The organism is Nocardia elegans NBRC 108235 (genome assembly GCF_001612845.1).
Classification (GTDB): domain Bacteria; phylum Actinomycetota; class Actinomycetes; order Mycobacteriales; family Mycobacteriaceae; genus Nocardia; species Nocardia nova.
Genome location: NZ_BDBF01000028.1, coordinates 1 through 21,004, shown reverse-complemented (window position 1 = coordinate 21,004; position 21,004 = coordinate 1). Strand labels below are relative to the sequence as shown.

General features: G+C 68.5%; 25 protein-coding genes. 17 read left to right on the top strand and 8 right to left on the bottom strand.

The features are described 5' to 3' along the window. Positions 1 to 122 precede the first annotated feature (122 nt). Complete coding sequence (locus NE2_RS20230) at positions 123 to 725, bottom strand: DUF4232 domain-containing protein (protein WP_063028421.1); 603 nt, start codon at positions 723 to 725, stop codon at positions 123 to 125. An 89-nt stretch (positions 726 to 814) separates the two neighbouring features. Here NE2_RS20230 and NE2_RS20225 point away from each other — a divergent pair, with 89 nt between their 5' ends. Further along, positions 815 to 1,612 (top strand): hypothetical protein, encoded by a 798-nt coding sequence (locus NE2_RS20225; protein WP_063028543.1) that lies wholly within the window; start codon positions 815 to 817, stop codon positions 1,610 to 1,612. On the opposite strand, the gene NE2_RS20220 is transcribed toward NE2_RS20225, so the two are convergent. Together NE2_RS20220 and NE2_RS20215 are read right to left on the bottom strand one after the other, a co-directional pair. Then, the gene (locus NE2_RS20220) at positions 1,588 to 2,070 is read right to left on the bottom strand and encodes a hypothetical protein (RefSeq protein WP_063028419.1); all 483 of its coding nucleotides are present in this window, start codon (positions 2,068 to 2,070) and stop codon (positions 1,588 to 1,590) included. The genes NE2_RS20225 and NE2_RS20220 overlap by 25 nt on opposite strands. A 131-nt stretch (positions 2,071 to 2,201) precedes the next feature. Continuing rightward, a complete protein-coding gene (locus tag NE2_RS20215; RefSeq protein ID WP_063028541.1) occupies positions 2,202 to 3,053 on the bottom strand; it encodes a SigB/SigF/SigG family RNA polymerase sigma factor in 852 nt (283 codons plus the stop codon). Between the two features lie 134 nt (positions 3,054 to 3,187). On the opposite strand from NE2_RS20215, the gene NE2_RS20210 reads away from it, so the two are divergent. Further along, positions 3,188 to 4,165: an adenylate/guanylate cyclase domain-containing protein gene (locus NE2_RS20210; protein ID WP_063028417.1), complete on the top strand. Its 978-nt coding sequence runs from the start codon at positions 3,188 to 3,190 to the stop codon at positions 4,163 to 4,165. 17 nt (positions 4,166 to 4,182) lie between these two features. On the opposite strand, the gene NE2_RS20205 is transcribed toward NE2_RS20210, so the two are convergent. Together NE2_RS20205 and NE2_RS20200 are read right to left on the bottom strand one after the other, a co-directional pair. After that, a complete protein-coding gene (locus tag NE2_RS20205; protein ID WP_063028415.1) occupies positions 4,183 to 4,992 on the bottom strand; it encodes an alpha/beta hydrolase in 810 nt (269 codons plus the stop codon). Between the two features lie 123 nt (positions 4,993 to 5,115). Then, positions 5,116 to 5,862, bottom strand: coding sequence for an IclR family transcriptional regulator (locus tag NE2_RS20200; RefSeq protein WP_233429833.1), 747 nt, complete (start codon positions 5,860 to 5,862; stop codon positions 5,116 to 5,118). Between the two features lie 280 nt (positions 5,863 to 6,142). Here NE2_RS20200 and NE2_RS20195 point away from each other — a divergent pair, with 280 nt between their 5' ends. The 10 genes from NE2_RS20195 to NE2_RS20150 all read left to right on the top strand — a co-directional run bounded on the left by NE2_RS20195 (position 6,143) and on the right by NE2_RS20150 (position 15,068). Further along, entirely contained in the window at positions 6,143 to 7,186 is a 1,044-nt protein-coding gene (locus tag NE2_RS20195) for an NrtA/SsuA/CpmA family ABC transporter substrate-binding protein (RefSeq protein ID WP_063028412.1), read from the top strand. Between the two features lies 1 nt (position 7,187). Next, positions 7,188 to 8,027, top strand: coding sequence for an ABC transporter permease (locus NE2_RS20190; protein ID WP_063028410.1), 840 nt, complete (start codon positions 7,188 to 7,190; stop codon positions 8,025 to 8,027). Continuing rightward, positions 8,024 to 8,776, top strand: coding sequence for an ABC transporter ATP-binding protein (locus tag NE2_RS20185; RefSeq protein WP_063028539.1), 753 nt, complete (start codon positions 8,024 to 8,026; stop codon positions 8,774 to 8,776). Before NE2_RS20190 ends, NE2_RS20185 begins: the two co-directional genes overlap by 4 nt. 16 nt (positions 8,777 to 8,792) lie before the next feature. Further along, positions 8,793 to 9,818, top strand: a complete 1,026-nt coding sequence (locus tag NE2_RS20180) for an ABC transporter substrate-binding protein (protein ID WP_063028408.1) — start codon at positions 8,793 to 8,795, stop codon at positions 9,816 to 9,818. Continuing rightward, entirely contained in the window at positions 9,815 to 10,945 is a 1,131-nt protein-coding gene (locus NE2_RS20175) for an LLM class flavin-dependent oxidoreductase (RefSeq protein ID WP_063028406.1), read from the top strand. The genes NE2_RS20180 and NE2_RS20175 overlap by 4 nt, the downstream gene beginning before the upstream one ends. Beyond that, positions 10,942 to 12,111 (top strand): LLM class flavin-dependent oxidoreductase, encoded by a 1,170-nt coding sequence (locus NE2_RS20170; protein ID WP_063028404.1) that lies wholly within the window; start codon positions 10,942 to 10,944, stop codon positions 12,109 to 12,111. The genes NE2_RS20175 and NE2_RS20170 overlap by 4 nt, the downstream gene beginning before the upstream one ends. A gap of 7 nt (positions 12,112 to 12,118) precedes the next feature. Then, positions 12,119 to 12,826: a class II aldolase/adducin family protein gene (locus tag NE2_RS20165; protein ID WP_063028402.1), complete on the top strand. Its 708-nt coding sequence runs from the start codon at positions 12,119 to 12,121 to the stop codon at positions 12,824 to 12,826. Between the two features lie 32 nt (positions 12,827 to 12,858). Next, positions 12,859 to 13,806 (top strand): ABC transporter substrate-binding protein, encoded by a 948-nt coding sequence (locus NE2_RS20160; protein ID WP_063028537.1) that lies wholly within the window; start codon positions 12,859 to 12,861, stop codon positions 13,804 to 13,806. A 184-nt stretch (positions 13,807 to 13,990) separates the two neighbouring features. Beyond that, entirely contained in the window at positions 13,991 to 14,305 is a 315-nt protein-coding gene (locus tag NE2_RS20155) for a cold shock domain-containing protein (protein ID WP_228816930.1), read from the top strand. 91 nt (positions 14,306 to 14,396) lie between these two features. Next, positions 14,397 to 15,068: a hypothetical protein gene (locus NE2_RS20150; protein WP_063028400.1), complete on the top strand. Its 672-nt coding sequence runs from the start codon at positions 14,397 to 14,399 to the stop codon at positions 15,066 to 15,068. A gap of 60 nt (positions 15,069 to 15,128) precedes the next feature. Here NE2_RS20150 and NE2_RS35805 read toward each other — a convergent pair whose 3' ends face one another. Continuing rightward, entirely contained in the window at positions 15,129 to 15,290 is a 162-nt protein-coding gene (locus NE2_RS35805; RefSeq protein ID WP_156747632.1) for a hypothetical protein, read from the bottom strand. A gap of 148 nt (positions 15,291 to 15,438) precedes the next feature. On the opposite strand from NE2_RS35805, the gene NE2_RS20145 reads away from it, so the two are divergent. Next, on the top strand, positions 15,439 to 15,789 hold the full coding sequence (locus tag NE2_RS20145; RefSeq protein WP_063028398.1) for a hypothetical protein: 351 nt from the start codon (positions 15,439 to 15,441) through the stop codon (positions 15,787 to 15,789). A gap of 89 nt (positions 15,790 to 15,878) precedes the next feature. Here the strand turns inward: NE2_RS20145 and NE2_RS20140 are convergent, their stop codons facing one another. Then, on the bottom strand, positions 15,879 to 17,078 hold the full coding sequence (locus NE2_RS20140) for a lipid-transfer protein (RefSeq protein ID WP_063028396.1): 1,200 nt from the start codon (positions 17,076 to 17,078) through the stop codon (positions 15,879 to 15,881). Then, on the bottom strand, positions 17,071 to 17,517 hold the full coding sequence (locus NE2_RS20135) for a Zn-ribbon domain-containing OB-fold protein (protein ID WP_425437945.1): 447 nt from the start codon (positions 17,515 to 17,517) through the stop codon (positions 17,071 to 17,073). Before NE2_RS20135 ends, NE2_RS20140 begins: the two co-directional genes overlap by 8 nt. Positions 17,518 to 17,647: 130 nt before the next feature. Here NE2_RS20135 and NE2_RS20130 point away from each other — a divergent pair, with 130 nt between their 5' ends. From NE2_RS20130 to NE2_RS20115, 4 genes are all read left to right on the top strand, one after another. Further along, the gene (locus NE2_RS20130) at positions 17,648 to 18,433 is read left to right on the top strand and encodes a hypothetical protein (protein ID WP_063028394.1); all 786 of its coding nucleotides are present in this window, start codon (positions 17,648 to 17,650) and stop codon (positions 18,431 to 18,433) included. A 455-nt stretch (positions 18,434 to 18,888) separates the two neighbouring features. Beyond that, positions 18,889 to 19,395, top strand: a complete 507-nt coding sequence (locus tag NE2_RS20125; RefSeq protein ID WP_063028392.1) for an SRPBCC family protein — start codon at positions 18,889 to 18,891, stop codon at positions 19,393 to 19,395. Between the two features lie 9 nt (positions 19,396 to 19,404). Beyond that, positions 19,405 to 20,574, top strand: a complete 1,170-nt coding sequence (locus NE2_RS20120; RefSeq protein ID WP_063028390.1) for a zinc-dependent alcohol dehydrogenase — start codon at positions 19,405 to 19,407, stop codon at positions 20,572 to 20,574. 97 nt (positions 20,575 to 20,671) lie between these two features. Beyond that, a partial coding sequence (locus NE2_RS20115) for a histone-like nucleoid-structuring protein Lsr2 (RefSeq protein ID WP_063028533.1) occupies positions 20,672 to 21,004 on the top strand: 333 nt, incomplete at its 3' end.

Sequence of the window (21,004 nt, the reverse complement as noted above, 5' to 3'; positions counted from 1 at the left end):
CCGGGTTTCGAGTGGGTGGCTATCTCATTGTCCGAGGCTACGCCTGTCCCGTCATCGATAGTGCGGTTCTCGTGACCGCGTCGTAATCGACGGTCTCCCAACGAAACCCGGCGAAGATCGAATTACCGCCCCTCGGCGCCCGGTACGAGGGCGCGCACCCGCAACTGGTGTGTAGTCATTTGTCCGTTACCGCACGCCGTCGCCGCATGGTCGAGATACAGCGATGCGGTGTTGTCGGGCGGGTAGATTCGCAGCCCCGGCACGTCGACGGGCCCGCACTGCTCGGCCGGAATGTTGTGCACGTCGACCGCGAACACCAGCGCCGACGCCTGGCCGCCGGGCGCCAGCGAGACCGGGCCGGACGCGGTTCCCTCGCGGGCGGCCGGAGTGCCGACGGGTGCGCTGTCGGGGCCGGTGGCGTAGGAGACGCCCGGGAAACCTTCGAGGACACACGGGCCGGACCCGTTGTTGGTGAACACGATCGGAAACGCGACAGTTCCGGCAGCGGCGTTCGCGGGCCCGAGCGCGGCCGCGAGATCGGATGTCCGACATTGTGCCGCAACGGCATTCGCGGCGCGGGTGGGCGGGGTACCATCGTCGGAAGGTACCGAACCCACGTGTAAGGCCGGGGCCGCGCTCGTATTCGGAGTGTCCGGCACCGACTGGTCCGACCCGCAGCCGGCAACGATCACAGCCACGGCCGCGGTGAGCGACCACCACGCCATCCGCCTTCTTTTCACAACACCCGACCGTACTCGGTTCGGGGCCTACCGTGGAAGATCCGTCGAAGTTCGTCGCGGGCAAGGAGAACCCGATGATCGACATCATCACGTTGCGAGGAACCGGAGAGCCCCGGAACGCGGACGGCAGCCCCGCGGGCATGCTGGCCGCGGTCACCGATCTGCTCTCGACCGACAGCTTCAGCTTCTTCGAACCCGACTGGCCCGCCTCGGTCGGGCCCGATCCGAATCTGTGGGGACCGTCGCTGGACACCTCGGTCCGGCTGGGTATCGCCGCGGGGGTCGAGGCAATTCAGCAGTCGCCGAATGTCTGTGCGCTGCTGAGCTATTCGCTCGGCGGCATCTGCGCGAGCCGGATACTCGAAGGGGTGGCCGCGGGTGAGTACACCAACACCGACGGCAGCCCGCTCGAGATCGCCTTCGCCGTCTTCATCGCCAACCCCCTGCGTAAGGCCGGCGATTCGGTGAACAACCTGTGCCCGCCCACGACGTACGGCCTGCACGGTCAGCACGGCACCTGGCCAGCGGCGGTCGCCACCCGGGAGTACGCGAACCCGGGCGACATCATCACCGCGTCTCCGGCCGACTCGCCGCTTCGCATCATCGACGTGGGCATCTCGCCGTTCTCGTTCGTCGAGGGCGCGCGTTTCGGCAACGCGAGCTATCTCATCTTCGCGCAGCTGCTGGAGTTCCTGATGTCGAATCCGGTGGCCAACCTGCAACGATTCGCCACCACCGTCAATGGTGTGATCGGTTATCTCACTCCGTATCCCGACGGCCAGCACGTGTTGTATCCGGCACACGACATGCCGGGCACCGATGTGACCTGGACGACCGCGGCGGCGAACTACATCACGGAGAACTTCGCGTAGGGCCGATCACCGCGCCGGCGTGCCGGACCGGCGGGCACACGGGCGTGGATGTCGGCCGGAGGCAGGGGAACCGACCAGACGAGGCGAGCACCCCGCTCGACAGCGCAGTGCCCGCCCAGCAGCCGCGCCCGTGCGGTCGAGCCGAGCAGCGGAGGCAGGAGAATTCCGACCGGGCCGGTGGCTTCGACGACCACCGTCACCGTCGTCGTGACCGACACCGTGACCACGACGGTGTCGGCGCCGGGTTGGGCGACGAGGTGCCGCACGGCCTCGTCGATCACCGCTTCGGCGTGCAGGATCAGATAATCCGGGACCGCGCGCACCGGGCCGGTGACCGCGGTGACGATGCGGAGCAGGGTGTGACCGACGTGGCGGCGCATCACCTCGTCGATGCGCATCAACAGTCCGGGAGCGCCGTCAACGCGCGGGGCGGTGGTGACCGCTGGAGTCTCAGCCATCGATCGGCCCGACCTCTCTCGCCGAGAAAACGAACCGATCCTGCGGTCTAGAATCGGCACGCCCTACCGATCATGGCCGCAGGTCCGGACATTCGGGTACGGAACCGGCAAATTCGATGCCGGCGCGCAGGTCACGCCACCGCGCGCAGATGCCGGGGGCGCGTGGGTTCGGCGAGCGCCTGGTCGCGCAGACCGCTGAGGACCCGGCTGAGGATTCGAGAGACCTGCATCTGCGAGATACCGTGCAGCGCAGCGATCTCGGACTGGGTCTTGTTCTCGTAGAAACGCTGGATCAAGATCTTGCGCTCCTGCTCGGGCAGGGCCTCGATCAGCGGTTTCACCGTGATGGCATCCTCGGTGAGCTCGTAGCGCGGTTCGTCGACCGCCAGCCGGGCGCCCAGCGGCGTGGGGCTGTCGCTCTCGGCGGACTGGGTTTCGTCGAGCGAGTCGCATAGATAGCTGTTGGCCGCGACGGTGGCCTGCACGACCTCCTCGACCGGGACGTCGAGGGCGTGGGCGAGTTCATGGCTGCTGGGCTCGCGGCCGAGTTGCTGTGACAGCACCAGGCTGTGCTGAGAGATGCGGGCCCGCAGTTCCTTCATCCGGCGCGGCACCTTCACTGCCCACCCGCTGTCGCGGAAGTAACGCCGCACCTCCCCCATGATCGTCGGCACGGCGAAGCCCAGGAACGGTGCGCCCCGGGAAACGTCGTACCGGTCCACCGACAGCACCAGTGCGAGATTGGCGACCTGTTGCAGGTCCTCCCGCGACTGGCCGCGGCCCTCGTACCGGCGGGCGATATGGGCGGCCAGCGGCATGCAGTCGGCGATGATCTGCTCCCGCAGCCGGGCCCGGCGCGGGTCGGCGGCATCGAGTTCGGCCAGCGCACGGAAGGAATCTTCGATTCCGTCATAGGAATTGCGGCCACCGTCGTCGCGAGCGGTCGCGGAACGGGGCGAGGCAGCAGTGGTATCGGTGCTCATGATCGTCTCCGCAGCTTCCGTATGAACCATGCCGCCCTGGGTATCCGCGGCTCGGACGCTCAAACAAGATTTTTCGGTCGAATCCGTCCGAACGACGGCGGCGCCATCCCCGCCGCGTGTGCTGTACTTGCCGGGTGAGCGAGTCTGGTGAGCCGGCCGACGTGGTCGACGCGGTGGTCGAAAAAACTCTTCTCGGTGGTCCCCGCCGCTACACCCGCGCTCAGGTCGCCGAGCTCTCCGGGGTCTCGGTCGACAGCGCTCGCAAGTTATGGATCGCCTTGGGCTTTCCGGCCGCGGCCAGTGACGACGAGGAGGCGTTCACCGACGCCGACGTCGCGGCGGTACGCACCTTCTGCGCGTTGGGCCCGGCCTCGAATGTCAACGAGCAGAACCAGATTGCCGCGGCCCGTACCCTCGGGCAGTCCATGGCGCGACTGGCCGAATGGCAGGCGGACCTGATCACCCGCGAACTCGGCGCCGGCACCGATGCCGAGGCCACCGCCCACGCCATCGAGGTGCTCACCGACCTGCAGCAGTACGCCTGGCGGCGCCATCTGGCCGCGGCGCTGAGCCGGTCGCTCGAATCCGACGGCGCCGCACGGCAATTGCTCGTCGGCTTCGCCGATATGGCCGGCTACACCCGGCTCTCACGCCACCTCGACCCCGACGAGCTGACCGATCTGCTGGAAGCGTTCGAAACCGCCACCACCGAGGCGATAACCGCCCATGGCGGCTGGGTGATCAAGAACGTCGGCGACGAGGTGATGTTCGCCGTCGACGATCCGCACCGGGGCGCGCGCATCGCGTTGGCCCTGCACGTGGCGATCGGCCGGGCGGCCCAGAAAATTTCGGAGATGCCCCAGATCCGGGTGGGCCTGGCCTACGGTCCCGTGCTGACCCGTTTCGGCGATCTGTACGGCACGGTGGTCAACACCGCCGCACGGCTGACCGGTGTCGCCCGTCCCGGCACGGTTCTCGTGGACGACGGCGCGGCCGCGGCCCTGGCCGGCGACAGCGAGTTCTCCCTTCGTCACCTACGCAGCGTGCGCGTCAAGGGATTCTCCCGCCTGCGTTCCCATGTGCTCCGGGAGCGTCAGCGCAAACAGCGCTGACGATCATGCCGCCGCGGCTATGTCGCCGCGGCCGCCGATGCGATCACATCGGCCACCACGGCCGGCTGGGAAACGAGCGCGACGTGTGACGCCTGCACCTCGCTGGTGTGCGCGCCGATCCGGCCCGCCATCCACCGTTGCGCGGCGGGCGGGATCACGGTGTCGTTCGCCGAGACCAGGTACCAGCTGGGCGTGTTCGACCACGCGGGCGATCCGGACGGCTCGACATTCGCCGCCACCGCGAGCGATTTCTGGTGGGCGAGCATGGTCGCGGCCGTGGCGTCGCTGACATCGGGGGCGAACACCTGATGGAACGAGGCGTCGGCGATGTAGGCGTCGAGGTTGCGACCGAGGGCGTTGCTGGAATCGTCGACGACCTTCATCTGCAGTGCGGGCGGCAGTAGTTGGCTACCGGGGAAACGGATCGGATCGAGCGCCAGGGCCACCGGCTCGCCCTGCGCCGGCGCGAATGCCGCCACGAACACCAGTGCCTTCACGTTCGGATTGTGGATGTTCGTGATCACCGCGCCGCCGTAGGAATGGCCGACCAGGACCACCGGACCGGAGATTCCGGCGACGGTCTTCTCGACCGCCGCGGCGTCGTAGGCCGGTCCGCGCAGCGGATTCTCGGGCACCACCACCTGGTACCCCCGCCCGCGCAAATCGCCGGCGACGGCGTCCCAACTGGTGGTGTCGGCGAACGCGCCGTGTACCAGCACGATCGTCGGCATGGTCTGAGCGTTCGCGGGTCCGAGTGCCGCCACCACGAAACCGGCGATCAGCGCGAACACGATCGACACGGCTTTCGCGAAACGGGTGATCCTCATGGCTGTCCCTTCATCGCTGCGCCGGCGGGCACGCGCGCACGGCCGGCAACCAATGGGCAAAGGCGACCTGGCAGCGACGATAGCGCTCTCGGGGCGGACCGGCAGCCGATCCGGAAGATCCGTTCACCCGGCCCGGAAGCGGGTGGCGATATCGGCCGCAGTCACCTTGGCCAGTTCGACGAGCAGGGGTAGGCGTTCCGGGATCATCAGCTCGCTCGGCCCGCGCAAACCGAGAGCGAAGCGGCAGTCGCCGTCGGCGGTGAGAATCGGCAGGCCGATGGTCCGGAAGCCGGGGTCGAGTTCCTCGTCGTTGTAGGCATAACCGCGAGCCAGGGTGCGATCCAGCTCGGCGCGGAGTTCGGCCGGTGTGGAGACGGAACGGGCAGTGCCCTCGTCGTAGGTGAGCGTGGCCAGGAAATCGTCGGAGACGGCCGACCAGGCGAGCAGCGCTTTGCCCAGGGCACTGGCGTGCAGCGGCAGCCGGACGCCCATGAGACGGTGCCCGTCGGTTTCCCGCCACCGGCTGGTGCCGAGCAGGACGGCGTGAATACTGTGCCGGATCGCGACCGAAGCACTGGCGCCGGTGGTCGCCGCCAGGTGTTCCAGACTGGGTTCGGCCAGGTAGATGCGGTGCTGCCGATAGGCGATCTGACCGTATTCGGCCAGGGCGCCGCCCATCCGATAGCGACTGGAGACCTCGTCCTTCTCCAGGAAGCCGGCCTGCACCAGTGCGGCGAGCAGGCGATGGGCGGTGCTGACCGCGAGCCCCTGCTGCCGGGCGACTTCCGATACGCCGTGCTCGTCTCCGTCGCGGAAACAGTCGAGGACCGACAGCGCGCGGGTGACGGTCTGCACTCCGGAGGCTTCCACGACGGGGACCGTAGCACAGGAATGCGGTCTCATCGCCCGATCTATTCCATTATCCGGAAAGCGATCCGGCGCGGAGTTCGGTTCACGGTGCGCGAAAAGATTCGCACCCCAAGCTGATTGGCCAGTACAGAGGGCTCTTCTATCGAAATACACCCGAAGCGGCCCTCGCGTCAAGCCTTCCGATCCTCGGAAAGCATTACCTCGTCCCGAGACCCGTCCGTCCCTACTGTCGCTGGATATCAATCGACTTCGGTTCACGATTCGGAAGAGGTGCTCCACGATGTTCCGCACGCGCAGGCCACACGGTTGGCGACTCGCGCTCGCGCTCGCCCCCGTCGTCGCTCTGGTCGCGGCGTGTGGCTCCGGATCCGCGACCGAATCGGGCTCCGGGGCGCCGCTGGTGTTGAAGGTGGCCGATCCGGGCAACGCGGGCCCGCTGGCGGTCGCCAAACGCGACGGCACGTTCGACAAGGCACTCGCTCCGCTGGGCGCCAAGGTCGAATGGGTCAACACCACACCGGGTTTCAGCTCCATGCTCAAGCTGTTCAACACCGAGCAACTCGACGTCTCCGGGGCCGCGTTCAGCCCGGTGGTGGGTGCGCTGTCGAAGGATGTGGCGGTTCGCATCGTGGCGGTGCAGGATCCGGCCGGGAAGGATCAGAGCGGCATCATCGCCACCAAGGAATCGGGGATCCATTCGGTGGCCGAACTGGCCGGCAAGCGCGTCGCGGTGAATCCGGCCGGTAAGGGCGAGTACATCCTGCTCAAGGCCCTGGCCCAGGCGGGCGTGCCGACCGACAAGGTGACGCGCGTTCCGTTGCAGCAGAAGGACGCCGCCTCCGCCTTCGCCACCGGCAAGGTCGACGCCTGGGCCTCGTTCCTGGTGCCCTATCAGGAGGCCAAGGCCAACGGCGGCGTGGAGATCGCGACCGAGCAGAGCATCGGCTCCAAGGACAACACGGTGGTGGTCTTCCGCACCGAGATCCTCGACCGACGCCCGGACATCGCCGCCAAGTATCTGGAGGTGCTGCAGGGTCTGACCGTGGCGCAGCACGACAATCCGTCGGCGTTCGAGAACGTCTTCGAGCAGACCGGCCCGCGCGCGCTGACCGGCGCCCGGCTCGCCGACGCGATCCGGGTGGACAGTGAGGCCACCGTTCCGCGGCTGCCGCTGCCGTCCGATGCCACCGACCTCGCCGACGTGGTCGACCTGTTCGCCGGTAACGGCGTGATCAGCCGGAAGATCACCGCCGCCGACATCTTCTACGACCTGAAGGCCAAGCTCACCCCCGACCAGCTGGCCGCGCTGAAGACGGGCCGCTGAGATGACCGCCGTCGTCGCTCCCCCGGTCTCGGTGGGCCGGCTCGCCCCGCCGCGCAGCCGGATCGAGAAACGCAGGCCCGCATGGCTTTCGCTGCCCCTGCGCTTCCTGCTGCCGGTACTGATCTTCGCCGGCTGGTGGATCGGGTCGGCGTCCGGCGTGCTGTCGCCGCAGGTGCTGGCCGGTCCGCCGAAGGTCTGGTCGGCGTTCACCGAACTCGTGGACAACGGCCAGCTGGTCGATTTCGCGCTCGCCTCCTTCGTCCGCGCCGGGCTCGGGGTGCTGCTCGGGGTCTCGGCCGGATTGCTGCTCGGCTTGGCGGCCGGATTGACGAGTCTCGGTGAGGAATTGGTCGATTCGACGATGCAGATCGTGCGTGCCGTCCCGTTCCTCGCGCTGGTGCCCTTGTTCATCGCCTGGTTCGGCATCGACGAGTTGTACAAGGTGCTGCTCATCGCCGTCGCCACCGTCGCGCCCATGTACGCCTACACCTATCTCGGCGTGCGCAACGTGGACCGCAAGGTGGTGGAGGCCGCCCGCGGCTTCGGGCTGACCGGCCCGCGCCTGGTGCTCGAGGTGATCCTGCCCTCGGCGCTGCCCGGCATCCTGATGGCGCTGCGGGTCTGCCTGTCCATCAGCATCACCGGCCTGATCGCGGCCGAACAGGTCGGCACCAGCAAGGGCGTCGGATATCTGGTCACCCTCGCGCAGGAGTACAACCGCACCGACTACATGGTGCTGTGCGTCGTGCTCTACGCGGTCCTGGGCCTGATCTTCGACGGCGCGGTGCGGCTGATCGAACGCTTCGCGATGCCGTGGCGCGGCCAGGTGGCGATCCGATGACCGCCGCGGACGAACCGCGCACCGCCGCACCGTTGGCCGTGCACCTCACCGGACTGCGAAAAGCCTTCGGCGACAAGATCGTTCTCGACGGGGTGGATCTGAGTATCCGCCGCGGTGAGTTCGTCGTGCTGCTCGGCCCCAGCGGCACCGGCAAGACGACGCTGCTGCGGCTGCTCACCGGCCTCGAGGCTCCGGACGCGGGCGACGTGCTCGTACCCGCCGTCCGCACCACCGTCTACCAGGAGCCCCGGCTCATCCCGTCCAAACGGGTCCTGGCGAATGTGGTTGTCGGACAACGCCGTGCCAAGCAGGTCCGGGAGGCGGGGCTGCGTGCCCTCGCCGAGGTCGGACTCGATGGGAAGGCGCGGCAGTGGCCGAGCACCCTGTCCGGCGGCGAAGCCCAGCGCGCCGCCCTCGCCCGCGCCCTGGTACGCGAGCCCGAACTACTACTGCTGGACGAACCGTTCGCCGCGCTCGATGCCCTGACCCGCTTGCAGATGCAGGACCTCGTCGGCGACCTGGTGGAGCGGCATCGCCCGGCGGTACTCATGGTCACCCACGACGTGGACGAGGCGGTCCGGCTGGCCGACCGGATCCTCGTCCTGAACCGGGGCCGCTTCGCCGTCGACATCGATATCGACCTGCCCCGCCCGCGTGACCGGACCGACCCCGCCGCCCTGCGCTACCAGGCGGCTCTGCTCGCCGAACTCGGCGTCGGCCACACCACCGGAAACCATCGAATTCCATGAACTCACGGAGCATTTCATGACCGACACCCTCTGGTACACCCGTTGCCCCGTCCCGACCGCCAGCGGTCTGGCGCACAGTCTGGGCTGGCTCGGGGAAACCGCACAGCGCAGCGGCCTCACCTTCGGCGTCCTGCAGGACGCCGGGCCCGAACTGGCCGGATTCCACTTCGACCACGGGCTGCCCGGCCTGGTGCGCGAAGGCGGCAATGTGCCCGCGCTGGCGGCCCGCGCCGCGGGCTCGCCCACCCGGCTGATCGGCCTCACCTGGATCGACGAATCGCAGGCCATCCTGGTCGGCCCGGATTCACCGGTCGCCACCCCTGCCGATCTTGCCGGTCTGCGGATCGGCATTCCGGCATGGGCACAGGATCAGGCCCGCAGCTTCCCGCGCGCCATGGCGCTGCACGGCTTCGCCGGCGCCCTGCGGCTGGGCGGACTGACCCTCGCCGATGTCACCGTGGTCGAACTCGCCGTCGAACGAGATCCGCAGGTGCGCACCGATGTTCAGCAGCGGGCCCGCCGCGTCACCTGGGGCGCGGAGGAGCTGCTGCGCGGCGAGGTGGACGCGATCTACGTCAAGGGCGCACGCGCCCAGGAAGTCGCCGCCGAGCACGGCCTGCGGGTCGCGGTGGACCTCGATGCCACCGACACCAAGCGGCTGCGCGTCAACAACGGCACCCCGCGCCCCATCACCGTGCATCAGCAACTGCTCGACACCCGGCCCGAGGTGGTGATCGACTTCCTCGCGCAGAGTCTGCGCGCCGCCGACTGGGCCGCCGACAATCTCGACGGCGTCCGCGCGGTGCTGCAACGCGAAACCCTGTCCGGCCCCGAAGGCGTCGTCGCCGCCTACGGTGACGGCTTCCACCGCGGCCTGCACCCCGGTCTGGACGACGAACGGCTCGAGCTGCTGGGCGTGCAGAAGCAGTTCCTCTACACCCACGGCTTCCTCGCCGCCGACTTCGACCTCGAATCCTGGGTCGCGCCGGAACCGCTGGCGCGGGCGCGGGAGCTGGTCGCGGCGGGACGGGCGGCGGCATGACCGAGTACCTGTGGCGCCTGCCCAGCCGCGGCGACGGCCGCCGCGCGCGCCCGGAGCTGCGGCATCGCGGTGGTTTCGGCGATCCGGCACCCACCCCCGCGGGCGGGGGCACCGGAGTTCGTGCGCCCGATCGCGAACCCACCGATGTGCGACCCGGCCGATTCGGTCCCTTCGACGACCTGCACCAGGTGGTCGACGCCGCCGAACTGGCCGGACTCGACGGGGTGCTCGCACCCTACGATCCGCTCGGCGAGGAATCGTGGATCGTCGCCGGCGGCGCCCTGCGCGCCACCCGGCACAGCCGGGTGATCGTCGAATTCCAGCCCGCCTTCGGCACTCCCGTCTACGCGGCGAAGGTGTCGGTCACCCTGCAGCGCCTATCGGCGGGGCGGCTGGGCTGGCGCCTGGCGGTCGACACCGACGACGCGGAGGCCCGCTCGCGCGGCGACCGGGTGTCCGGTGCCGATCGCTACCGTCGCGCCGCGGAATTCCTCACCGTCGCACGCGGTGTGTGGAACCGGGATCCGGTGCCGGCGGCCGGTTTCCGGGGCACCGGATTCGATTTCGCGGGAGACTACTACGACGTGATCGACGGCGGTTTCCGCGGCGTGCTGTCGGGCCTGCCCTTCCCCACGGTCTACCTGTCCGGCACCTCGCCCGAGGCCCTGGACCTGTCGGCTCGTCACGGTGATGTGCACCTGTTCGCCGAATCCCCCGACGGCCCGGGCGAACAGCTGGCCGTGTTGCGCGCCCGCGCCGGCGAGACCGGGCGCACGGTGCGCGCCGGACTCGAGCTCCCGGTCATCGCGCGCGAGACCGAGGACGAAGCTTGGGCGCGCGCGGAACGGCAATGGCGTGAGGTGCGCCCGGACGGGCCGGGCGCGCGATCGCTGGCCCTGGGCGACGGCCGCTGGGCCGGGTTCGACCTGCTCGGGTATGCGCAGGCCATCGGCCTCGTCGGCAGTTACGAGCAGGTGGCCCGGCAGCTGCAGGTCTATGCCGCAACGGGTTTCGACACCCTCGTGCTGTCGGGGCACCCGCACATCGAGGAGGTGCACCGCGCCGGCGAGCACCTGCTGTTCCTGGCCGATCCGGCCGGACGCACCCTGAAGGAGGTCGCGCTGTGACGATCGACATCTACTGGCGCATCGGTATGGAAGGCGACCACGCCTCGCTGCGCACACCACGCCGCCACAATCGCGGCAACGCCGGCGGCTACGGCCCGGGCAATATCGCCCCGGCCGTGCGCGGCGGTGAACTCGACGGATACAGCTATATCGATCACGTCGCCGCCGTCGCCCGAGCGAGTGAATCCGCCGGATTCCTGGGCGGACTGCTGCCCTCGTTTCCGGTCACCGAGGATCCGTGGGCCTTCGCCGCCGCACTGGCTCGCGAGACCACCACCTACCGCTTCATGGTCGCCTTCCAGCCGGGTTTCCTGCACCCCGTGCAGGCCGCGCGCATGTCGGCAAGTCTGCAGCGCGCCACCGGCGGGCGGCTCGTCTACAACATCATCAGCGGTGGCGGCGGCCCGGCCCAATTGTGGTGGGGCGACAAGGTTTCCCACGACGACCGCTACGCCCGCACCAGCGAATTCCTGGATGTGCTGCGCGGGGTGTGGGACGGAGGGCCGTACAGCCACGACGGCCGGTTCTTCCACACCGAAGCCGCCGCACTGCCGCCGGGCCTGGCCGGGCAACCGTTCCCGGAGGTGTACTTCTCGGGGTCCTCGGGCGCCGCGGTGCAAGCCGCGGGACGCCACGCCGACTACTACCTGTCCTGGCTGGAGCCCTTCGGCGACCTGCGCGCCAAATTCGACGGCGTTCGCGCCCACGCCGAGAAGATCGGCCGCACACCGAAGTTCGCGGTCCGCATCGACATCGTGGCCCGGCACACCGAAGAGGCGGCCTGGGACGAGATCCGCAAGGGCTGGGCCTTCGTCGACCGCGAGGCCGCCAACCGCGCCGCCCAGGGCGATTCGGTGGGAGCGGCGCGGATCAAGGGCTGGGTCCCCGAAACGATCACCGGCTACCGGGATCTGGAGGTGCAACCCAACGTCTGGTGCGGTTTCAGCCTGATCCGTGGCGGGCCCGCCTTCGGCCTGGTCGGCAGCTACGAACAGGTCGCCCAGCGCCTCGACGAGCTGATCGATCTCGGCGTCGACGCCTTCATCCTCGCCGGCAACCCCCATCTGGAAGAGGCCTACCGGGTCGGCGAGGAAGTGCTGCCGCTGCTCGGCCGATCCCGCCTGACCGCGCCCGGCATCGCTCCCGAACTGACTCACGCCCACTAGGAGAATCGTGACCACCACCGACATCCGGCTCGACGACACCGTCACCGAATTCGTCGCCACCGCCACCCGCGACGCCGAGAAGGCGTTCCGGGTCTTCCGCGAGACCGGCACCGTCGCCGGCAACGGCACCGTCAACTTCGTCGAACGCGTTCCCGGCACGGAGATCGCGGTCGCCCTCAACGAGCCCGGCCCCTGGGCCGACGACCGCACCGTGCGACCGGTGGTCGCGACCTTCGACGGAGAGGTACTGTCCGGCACCGGTTCCGCCGGATTCGTCACCGGCTACGCCGCCGTGTTCCGCGCACACCCGGAGATCACCTCCGTGGTGCACGTGCACAGCCCGTGGCTGGGCGGCTGGGCGCAGACGCACCGCACCTTTCCGATCCGCTACGCCGCCGTGCAGCGGCTGACCCTGTCGCGAGAGATCCCGCCGCATATCGATCGCAGCATCGGCGCGGGCGAATTCATCCTCGGCCGACTGACCCGCGATCCCGACCTCATCGCCATCTTCGAGGCCAACGGCGGTGCCAACGTCATCGGCCGTGCCGGACTCCTGGACCTGGCGAAACTGGTCGTGTTGCTCGAGGAGGGCGCGCAATACCAGGCGATCGCCGAAACCCTCGGCGGCTCCGTCGAATTCGACAAATCCAATCTCGCGGCGCAGTGGGGGCGCACCGGGCTCGCGGACGAGGCTCGCCGCCGCGGGCTGATCTGACCCTTCTTCCGTACTTCTTCGAGGAGCATCCCATGAGCGTTCGTGTCGGCTACTTCCCGCACAACAATTCCCTGTTCGTCCTGCGCCACCGCGGCATCCTGGAACGCGCGCTGCCCGACGTGGAGTGGGTGGACCTGCGCGCGCTGCCGCAGCCGCCCCGCGCCGACGTGAAAACCGCACTGCCGTCGCTGCATTCGGACTATCTGTTCGACGCGCACGGCTACGACTTCATCGGCACCGGCTTCACGCCGCCGATCACCGCGCTCGGCAACGACCGCGACATCGTCTATGCCGGCATCTCCGGCCCGCGTATCGAGAACGGCCGGCTGGTCACCAAGGCCGGCAACGGCATCGAATCGGTGGCCGATCTGAAAGGTAAGCGAGTCGGCATCGCCCACGGCTCCTGGCAGACCACGCTACTGCTGTTCGCCTTGGAGCGGTCGGGGCTGGGCTGGAGCGATATCGAACCGGTGGACACCGACGTGCACGACGGCGGTGCTCTGCTGCTCGACGGCAGCCTCGACGCGTGGGTCGGCGCCTATCCCGATCTCACCGCCGTGGAGGCCGCCACCCCGCTGCACACCCTCGTCGATACCGAATCCGTCTTCAGCCACCCCTCGCTGTGGTTCACCCGCCGCGACTTCGCCGAAGCCAACCGACCGGCCCTGGAAGCGATCATCACCGCTCTGCAGGAGTCCGACGCCTGGATCGCCGAGAACCCGCGCGCCGCGGCGCGATACTTCGTCGACGATATCGTCGCCCGCGGTGGTACCGCCGACCTCGACGCCTGGGAAGCCGCCCTGCGCGGCCGCCCGTTCGGCCTCGGCCCGGTCACCGAGCAGTTCCTCGACGAACAGCAGCACGCTGCCGACCTGCTCCACGCAAACGGTTTGCTGCCCAAGAAGATTCGGGTTCGCGACGCAGTCGATCCGGCGATCGCGGCGTTTCTCACCGCGCGCGAACCGGCACCGGCCGGCTGAGGGAACCGCTCGGAAGGGGCGCCGGTGCGGTGCGCGCGCCGGCGGCGGCGGTCGCACGCGTACGCCGTCACGGACCACCCGACGTGATTGTTTGGTCCCGGAAGAGGCGGGTATCGCGGGTGGCGGCACCGGGAAGCCGGTCGCCGCCCACTAGTTCCCACCCGCGACCGGAATGAGTTTGCGCATGACCGTGACCTGGACACCCGCCGTTGTTCCCGCCGAGCACCGGACGCACCCGGATCCGCACCTCATGCCGGTCGACGACAAGCTGCCTGGCTGGCAGCGGGGGCAGGTGACGTGGTTCAACGCCGAGAAGGGGTTCGGCTACCTCACCAGCGCCTCCGGTGACGCGGTCTTCGTCGACTACCGCACGATCGACATGCCCGGCTACAAAACTCTCAGCCCCGGGCAGACGGTGGTCTTCACCGTGACCCACACCAGCGGCGGGCCCGAGGCCGCACAGGTGCTCCCCTACCCGCACGCCGGCGACGAATCCTGACTGCGGAGGCGAATACCTCGGCCGTGACGGGGTACCGGCCAGATGTCGGCTGCCGCCGGCCTGACCCGACCGTCACGACGAAAGCAGAGATGTGAAAGCCGAACGCCTGGTCGAGGAATCGTTCGAGCTGGTCGCCCGCGTCCGGCGTGCCCGCGTCTTCCATCCGCGCGGCCTCTGGTTCAGCGGGCGCCTGCACTCCGCGCCGGCCTTCGAGAGGTATTTCGGGGACGGAGAACGCGACGTCGAGGTTCGCCTGTCCAAGGCCCTCGGCATGCCGGGACGGCTGCCCGACGCCGTGGGAATCGGACTGCGCGCGCAGACCCCCGGCGGGCGCTGGGACCTCGCGCTGGCATCGACACCCACCGGCACGCTGACCCGATTTTTCGCGATACCTGTCCCGTCGTGGCGCCACGCGACCTACGGGACTCTCATGGCCTATCGGTTCGACGGCGGCGCACCTCAGTGGATATTCGCCCGTCCGGACGCCGATCAACCTGCGGACGCCTCCCTGGCGACGCTGCGCGAATACACGACCACTCACGGCCTCGGTTTCACACTGACGGCCGGGCGACTGCACGGACCCGAAGAACCGTTCGCGAATCTGCGGCTCACCGGCGAAACCGTCGCCCCACCGACCGAGGACGCCGTCGACCCGACTCTGCACCACCCGCCCGGCGTCGCGCTGGCCCCGGGGTTCATCACTCGCATCCGGCGCAGCGCCTACCGGGGCAGCCGCGAAGGACGCGGCGCCGAAAAACCGTAGCAGCCGGTCGAAACCACTGCGGCGCTGAGGATTTGCGGCGCTGAGGATTTCGCCCTTCCGTCAGGCGGCGGGACGGGGCGGGTCGGCCGACAGGCCCATGATGTCGTTCCACCACGAATCGAGGGGGCTGGGGTCCGGCCAGCTCACCGCGGCCGGTTGTTCGGCCGGCATCGAGGCCACGGCTTCATCGTCGACGAATACGGAATCTCTGTTACTCGGCATGCCGCTCACTCCTCGTTCCCCCAAGATCACTGCTGACTACCGAAAACCCCGATCCCGGCCTGCCAAACCACTTTTTCGTCACACGAGGGAGACCGTAGGGTTGCCGTCACAGGCCAGTGAACTCTTTTCCGACCGGCGAGGAGCAGAATTGCCGAATTTCACCGTCCGCCGTGTAGTCACCGCCGCCGCGATCTCGGCCGCCGGACTCGCGGCGCCGGCGCCGAGCGCGGCCGCCCAGCCCAGCATCTACCACCCGGTGATCACACCGTGCAGCCAGCAGTTCCGTACCCCACTGGAACCGCCGCGACCGGGCGCCGAGGTGTATTGGAGTCCGTTCGGCACCGCCGGCATCGTCTGCTACGACGACGGCACCGGGATCGAGCGCTACTACCAGCGCGATCCCGGCGGCAGCTGGCACGATATCAACGAACTGCTGCCGGGCCAGCACTTCTACGTGATCTTCACCTCCACCGTGCCGGACCACGCCACCTGGGGATGAGCGGAGCCGCTGCCACGCCGGCGACCACTTACCGGCCCGGATACGCGAAAACCCGGGTGCGACCCGGGTTTTCGTGAGCGGAGCGGGGTTCAGCGGGTGGCGATGATCGCCGAACCATGGCCGAACAAGCCTTGGTTCACGGCGATACCGGCGCGGGCGTTCTCCACCTGACGACCGTCGGCCCGGCCGCGCAACTGCCAGGTGAGCTCGCAGATCTGAGCGATCGCCTGCGCCGGAATGGCCTCACCGAAGCAGGCCAGGCCACCGCTGGGGTTGACCGGCACGCGACCGCCCAAAGTGGTTGCGCCGCTGCGCAACAGCTCCTCGGCACCGCCGATCTCGCACAGCCCGATGTCTTCGTACCAGTCCAGTTCCAGCGCGGTGGACAGGTCGTAGACCTCCGCGAAGGACAGGTCGGCGGGGCCGAGCCCGGCCTCCTCGTAGGCGGCGTCCGCGATCGCGGACCGGAACGAACGCGAGGGCGTATCGAAGGCCACCGCCGAGTCGGTCGCGAAATCCGGCAGATCGAGCACGGTTTTCGGGAAGGTGGGCGTGACCGTCGACAGCGCCCGGATGCGGACCGGGTCTGCGATGCCGTGGCGGCGGGCGTAGTCCATCGACGTCAGCACCAGCGCGGCGCCGCCGTCGCTGGTCGCGCAGATGTCGAGCAGCCGCAACGGATCCGACACGATCGCCGACGCCGCGACCTCCTCGGCCGCGACCTCCTTGCGGTAGCGGGCATAGGGATTGTTCAGGCCGTGCTTGGCGTTCTTGACCTTGACGGCGGCGAAATCGTCGAGCGTGGCCCCGTGCAGCGCCATCCGCCGGCGCGCGTACAGCGCGAAGTAAATGGGGTTGGTGGCGCCGAGCAGGTGGAAGCGCAACCAGTCCGGATCGTCGCGGCGTTCACCGCCGACCGGCTGGAAGAAACCCTTCGGCGCGGCATCGGCACCGACCACGAGCGCCACATCGGTCAACCCGGCCAGAATCTGGGCCCGCGCGTTGCCTATGGCCTGGGCGCCCGAGGCACAGGCGGCGTAGCTGCTCGAGATGCGGGCGCCGGACCAGCCGAGCGCCTGGGCGAACGTCGCACCCGACACGAATCCCGGGTAGCCGTTGCGGATCGTGTCCGCGCCGGCGATGTAGCCGACGTCGCGGTGGTCCACGCCGGCATCGGCCAGCGCCGCCCGCGCGGCCACCAAGCCGTATTCGACGAAATTGCGTCCCCATTTGCCCCACTGGTGCATTCCCGCACCGAGGACGGCGATATCGCGATCGTTGTCAGGCATCGACCGGCCTCCACATCCACACCGTGTGTTCCGCTTCCTCGTCCTCGTACAGCACGCCCAGGGCCAATTCGACCGGCATGCCGACGGCCAGGTCGTCCACGGTGAGGCCGCGCACGACCTGCCCGAGAATCACCATCTGCTCTTCCTCGAGCTCCACCGCCGCGACGACGTAGGGCTCGAACGGATCCGGCGAGACATAGGGCGCGGGCGGTTTGTAGCGGGCGTCCGCGTACGACCAGATCCGGCCTCGCGTGGAGAACAGGTACTCGACCAGCTCGGATCCGTCCTTGGGACTCGCACACTGCGGGTTGCGGCAGGCCAGGGTGTTCCGCGGGAAATACGGTGTGCCGCACACATCGCAGCGACTTCCCTGGAGACGTACCGTGCCGTCGTCCGCAGTGAACCAACCTTCCACGGCGGGGCGTTGTTCTTTCTGCACAGCGCCGACGATATAGGAACACGTTCTACTTTGGCGAGGAAATCCGCTCCGCCGATGCCTCCCCGCGGGTACGGTGAGACCTCGTCGAGGACGGTCCCCACCCGCGAGCCGATCGGGAGTACGCAACGCGATGGGCGTGAAAATCATTGACCCGCAGTCGATTCGCAACGTCACGATCGTGGGCGAGCCCGAAGAGACGACGGCGCTCATCCGCCGGCTGCGCCGGCCCACCGCACCCGGGTCCCGCTCAGCGGTCACCGTCGAGTGGGTGACCGATCGCGCCGAGCACTCGGTTCGCATCACCGAACTGTCGAGCCACGCGCCCATCGCGGAACTCGAATGGGCCATCCGGACCGCCGACGGAGTGGTCGTGCCGATGAACGCGGCAGCGACGAGCGCTCCGCGACTCGAGGCGATACTGCGGGTGGCCGACGACCACCAGGTCGCACGCCTGTGCCTGGTGCGCGGACTCGACCAGCACGCCGCGGACTTCGGCCACTGCGTGCGCACGGTCGCCGCCACCCGCGGAGCGGTGCCGTTGACGCTGCAGATGCCGCTCGGCATCGGCGCCGAATTCGAGGGCGTCATCGATTTGGTACCGATGTGGGAACTCGAACCGATGGCCATCGAATTCTTCGGCAGTCACTGGCCGGTCGCCGTACAGCGGTATCACGAACTCGTGGACACGGTGCTGGCGCAGGACACCGCGCGGCCCCGCATGCGGAGCACTGGGAAGATGACGCCGCGACAGTTGCACGACCGGATCCGCCGCCTCACCCGGATCGGCGATGTCGTGCCCGTCCTGTGCGATGCGTCGCCGCACACCGACGACATCACCGCACTGCTGGACGCGATGGTCCGGTACCTGCCGTCGCCGATGCATGTCTGCCAGCCGGAGCATGCCCTCGACCAGTGAACGACTCGGCCCATGAACGACCGGCGCTACCGCTCACACGCGCGAGGATTCGGCTCACCGGTAGCGAGCCGAATCCGTCACGTTCACCAACCGGAGCCGGAGCCACCCGAACCGGTGTTGGCGAGAATGGTGCCGATCACCATCTGCAGGATGCCAGCGACTGAGCCAAGAAATTCCACGGTGTCCTCCGACTTACTCATCGCCGAGTGTCCGGCGTAGCCGTGAACCTAGCTCAGCAATCTTATGAAAGAAGGACGTTTCAGAAAATTCAGCGCACTCGACCGAGCCGGCGCACGCCTCGCTTCCCACGTGAGGACACCGAGGACCGACACTCTACCGGTCGGGAAAGTCTCATCCGAAACGATCACTGTCGGTCCGCGACCTTGCGGCAATCGGCGTTTACCACCGTCGGCCCCGGGTAGCTCGCCAGCGAAGCGACCGGCGAGGAGGACCGGATGAATGTCACCGATGCGGTCAAGGATCGACTGGGCACGGTGGTCACGAAAGTGGTGGGCGCGGCCTCCGGGTACGGCCATCCGCAGTCGGTGACGATCGCCCGTCCGCGCGAGGATGTGGAGCGGCTCTGGCGCGATCCCCGCCGGCTGTCCCGGGTGTTCGGGGACGTGGCTTCGGTGAGCAGCGAGGACGGTCACCGGTTCGAGTGGCGGCTGGGTTCGCACGGCAGCGAAACCGGCACGTGGACAACCACACTGACCGAAGGTCCGGGCACATTGCGGTTCACCGGCACCGAGGCCGCCGGTGCCGCCCTGCAACTGAACTTCCGCGACGCCCCCCGAGGGCTGGGCACCGAAGTGACCCTGTCGGTGTTGGCGCCGATTGCCGATGTCCTCACCGATACCGCCGCATTCGCGGTCCTCTACCGTGCGCGGGCGCTGCTGCAGACCGGCGAGATACCGACCCTCGCCGGTAATCCGAGCGCGCGTGCCTCCTCGGACGAATAGGAACGATTCATGCGCGCACTGTGCTGGAACGGGGTCAACGATCTCACCGTCGAAACCGTGCCCGACCCCTCGGTGGTCAACCCGCACGACGCGATCGTCGCGGTCCATCTGACCACCACGTGTGGTTCGGATCTGCACTTCATCGACGGCTACCTGCCCGGGATGCGGCACGGCGACGTCTTCGGACACGAATTCGTCGGCGAAGTCGTCGATGTCGGGCCGGAGGTGAACCACCGCACGGTGGGTGAGCGCGTCGTCGTCCCCTCGTTCATCGGCTGCGGTTCCTGCTGGTTCTGCGAACACGAGCTGTGGGCGGCATGCGACACCACCAACCCGAACGCGCACGTGCAGCGTCCCGCGCTCGGCTATCCGACCGCCGGCATCTACGGCTACACCCATCCCTTCGGCGGATATCAGGGTTCGCACGCCCAATACGTGCGGGTGCCCTTCGCCGACGTCAACTGCTTCCCCGTCCCCGGGGAGATCACCGACGAACAGGCTCTGTTCGTCTCCGATGCCGTGCCGACCGGTCTGATGGGCGCCGAATTCTGTGACATCTCCCCCGGCGATACGGTCGCGATCTGGGGCAGCGGAGGGGTCGGACTGATGGCCGGGCACTCGGCGCGGCTGCTCGGCGCGGATCGCGTGATCGTCATCGACCGCTATCGGGAACGATTGGCCCTGGCGCGCAAGCATTTCGACGCCGAAACCATCGACTACACCGCGTTGGACAGCGTGCAGAACACCATCGCCGAGATGACCGGCGGCCGCGGCCCGGACGCGTGCGTCGACGCGGTCGGCATGGAGGGACACGGCACCGGACTGCAGAACGCCTACGACCGCGTCAAACAACTTCTGCGTCTCGAAACCGACCGCGCGACACCTCTGCGTGAGGCGCTGCTGGCGTGCCGCAAGGGCGGTGTGGTGTCGGTGCTCGGCATCTACGGCCTGACCGACAAATTCCCGATGGGCATCGTCACCAACAAGAGCCTCACGATCCGCAGCGCGCAACAGCACGGCCAGCGCTACGTGCGGCGCATCTTCGACTACATCCAGCAGGGCGACCTCGACCCGTCCTACCTGATCACCCACGACCTGCCCCTCGAGGACTCCGTGCGCGGATACGACATGTTCAAGAACAAACGGGAAGGCTGCGTGCGCGCGATCTTCCGCCCGTGACCCGAGCCGTGGTCCTCACCCTGCTCAACGACGCTCTCGCGAACTCGATTAGCATTTTCGCCGCGTCACATACGAGCTGAGTGGAGGGTGGGTTTTCATGGCCAAGAAGGTCATCGTCGAGCTGGTGGACGACTACGACGGCAAGTCCGATGCCGACCAGACGGTGCACTTCGGCATCGACGGAGTCGAATACGAAATCGACCTGTCGACCAAGAACGCCGAGAAGCTGCGCAAGATCTTCGAGCAGTGGACCGAGTCCGCCCGCAAGGTCGGCCGAAACCGCAAGGGCGCCGTCAAATCCGGTACCGCCCGCACGACACCGGACCGGGAGCAGACGGCCGCCATCCGGGAGTGGGCCCGCAACAACGGTTACGAGATCTCCAGCCGCGGCCGCATCCACAAGGACATCGTCGAGGCGTACAACAAAGCC

What these genes read in the sequence shown, in the direction of transcription:
- NE2_RS20230 (WP_063028421.1), bottom strand. Translation starts at nt 725, where the DNA reads ATGGCGTGGTGGTCGCTCACCGCGGCCGTGGCTGTGATCGTTGCCGGC.
- NE2_RS20225 (WP_063028543.1), top strand. Translation starts at nt 815, where the DNA reads ATGATCGACATCATCACGTTGCGAGGAACCGGAGAGCCCCGGAACGCG.
- NE2_RS20220 (WP_063028419.1), bottom strand. Translation starts at nt 2,070, where the DNA reads ATGGCTGAGACTCCAGCGGTCACCACCGCCCCGCGCGTTGACGGCGCT.
- NE2_RS20215 (WP_063028541.1), bottom strand. Translation starts at nt 3,053, where the DNA reads ATGAGCACCGATACCACTGCTGCCTCGCCCCGTTCCGCGACCGCTCGC.
- NE2_RS20205 (WP_063028415.1), bottom strand. Translation starts at nt 4,992, where the DNA reads ATGAGGATCACCCGTTTCGCGAAAGCCGTGTCGATCGTGTTCGCGCTG.
- NE2_RS20195 (WP_063028412.1), top strand. Translation starts at nt 6,143, where the DNA reads ATGTTCCGCACGCGCAGGCCACACGGTTGGCGACTCGCGCTCGCGCTC.
- NE2_RS20190 (WP_063028410.1), top strand. Translation starts at nt 7,188, where the DNA reads ATGACCGCCGTCGTCGCTCCCCCGGTCTCGGTGGGCCGGCTCGCCCCG.
- NE2_RS20185 (WP_063028539.1), top strand. Translation starts at nt 8,024, where the DNA reads ATGACCGCCGCGGACGAACCGCGCACCGCCGCACCGTTGGCCGTGCAC.
- NE2_RS20180 (WP_063028408.1), top strand. Translation starts at nt 8,793, where the DNA reads ATGACCGACACCCTCTGGTACACCCGTTGCCCCGTCCCGACCGCCAGC.
- NE2_RS20175 (WP_063028406.1), top strand. Translation starts at nt 9,815, where the DNA reads ATGACCGAGTACCTGTGGCGCCTGCCCAGCCGCGGCGACGGCCGCCGC.
- NE2_RS20160 (WP_063028537.1), top strand. Translation starts at nt 12,859, where the DNA reads ATGAGCGTTCGTGTCGGCTACTTCCCGCACAACAATTCCCTGTTCGTC.
- NE2_RS20155 (WP_228816930.1), top strand. Translation starts at nt 13,991, where the DNA reads ATGACCGTGACCTGGACACCCGCCGTTGTTCCCGCCGAGCACCGGACG.
- NE2_RS35805 (WP_156747632.1), bottom strand. Translation starts at nt 15,290, where the DNA reads ATGCCGAGTAACAGAGATTCCGTATTCGTCGACGATGAAGCCGTGGCC.
- NE2_RS20140 (WP_063028396.1), bottom strand. Translation starts at nt 17,078, where the DNA reads ATGCCTGACAACGATCGCGATATCGCCGTCCTCGGTGCGGGAATGCAC.
- NE2_RS20130 (WP_063028394.1), top strand. Translation starts at nt 17,648, where the DNA reads ATGGGCGTGAAAATCATTGACCCGCAGTCGATTCGCAACGTCACGATC.
- NE2_RS20125 (WP_063028392.1), top strand. Translation starts at nt 18,889, where the DNA reads ATGAATGTCACCGATGCGGTCAAGGATCGACTGGGCACGGTGGTCACG.
- NE2_RS20120 (WP_063028390.1), top strand. Translation starts at nt 19,405, where the DNA reads ATGCGCGCACTGTGCTGGAACGGGGTCAACGATCTCACCGTCGAAACC.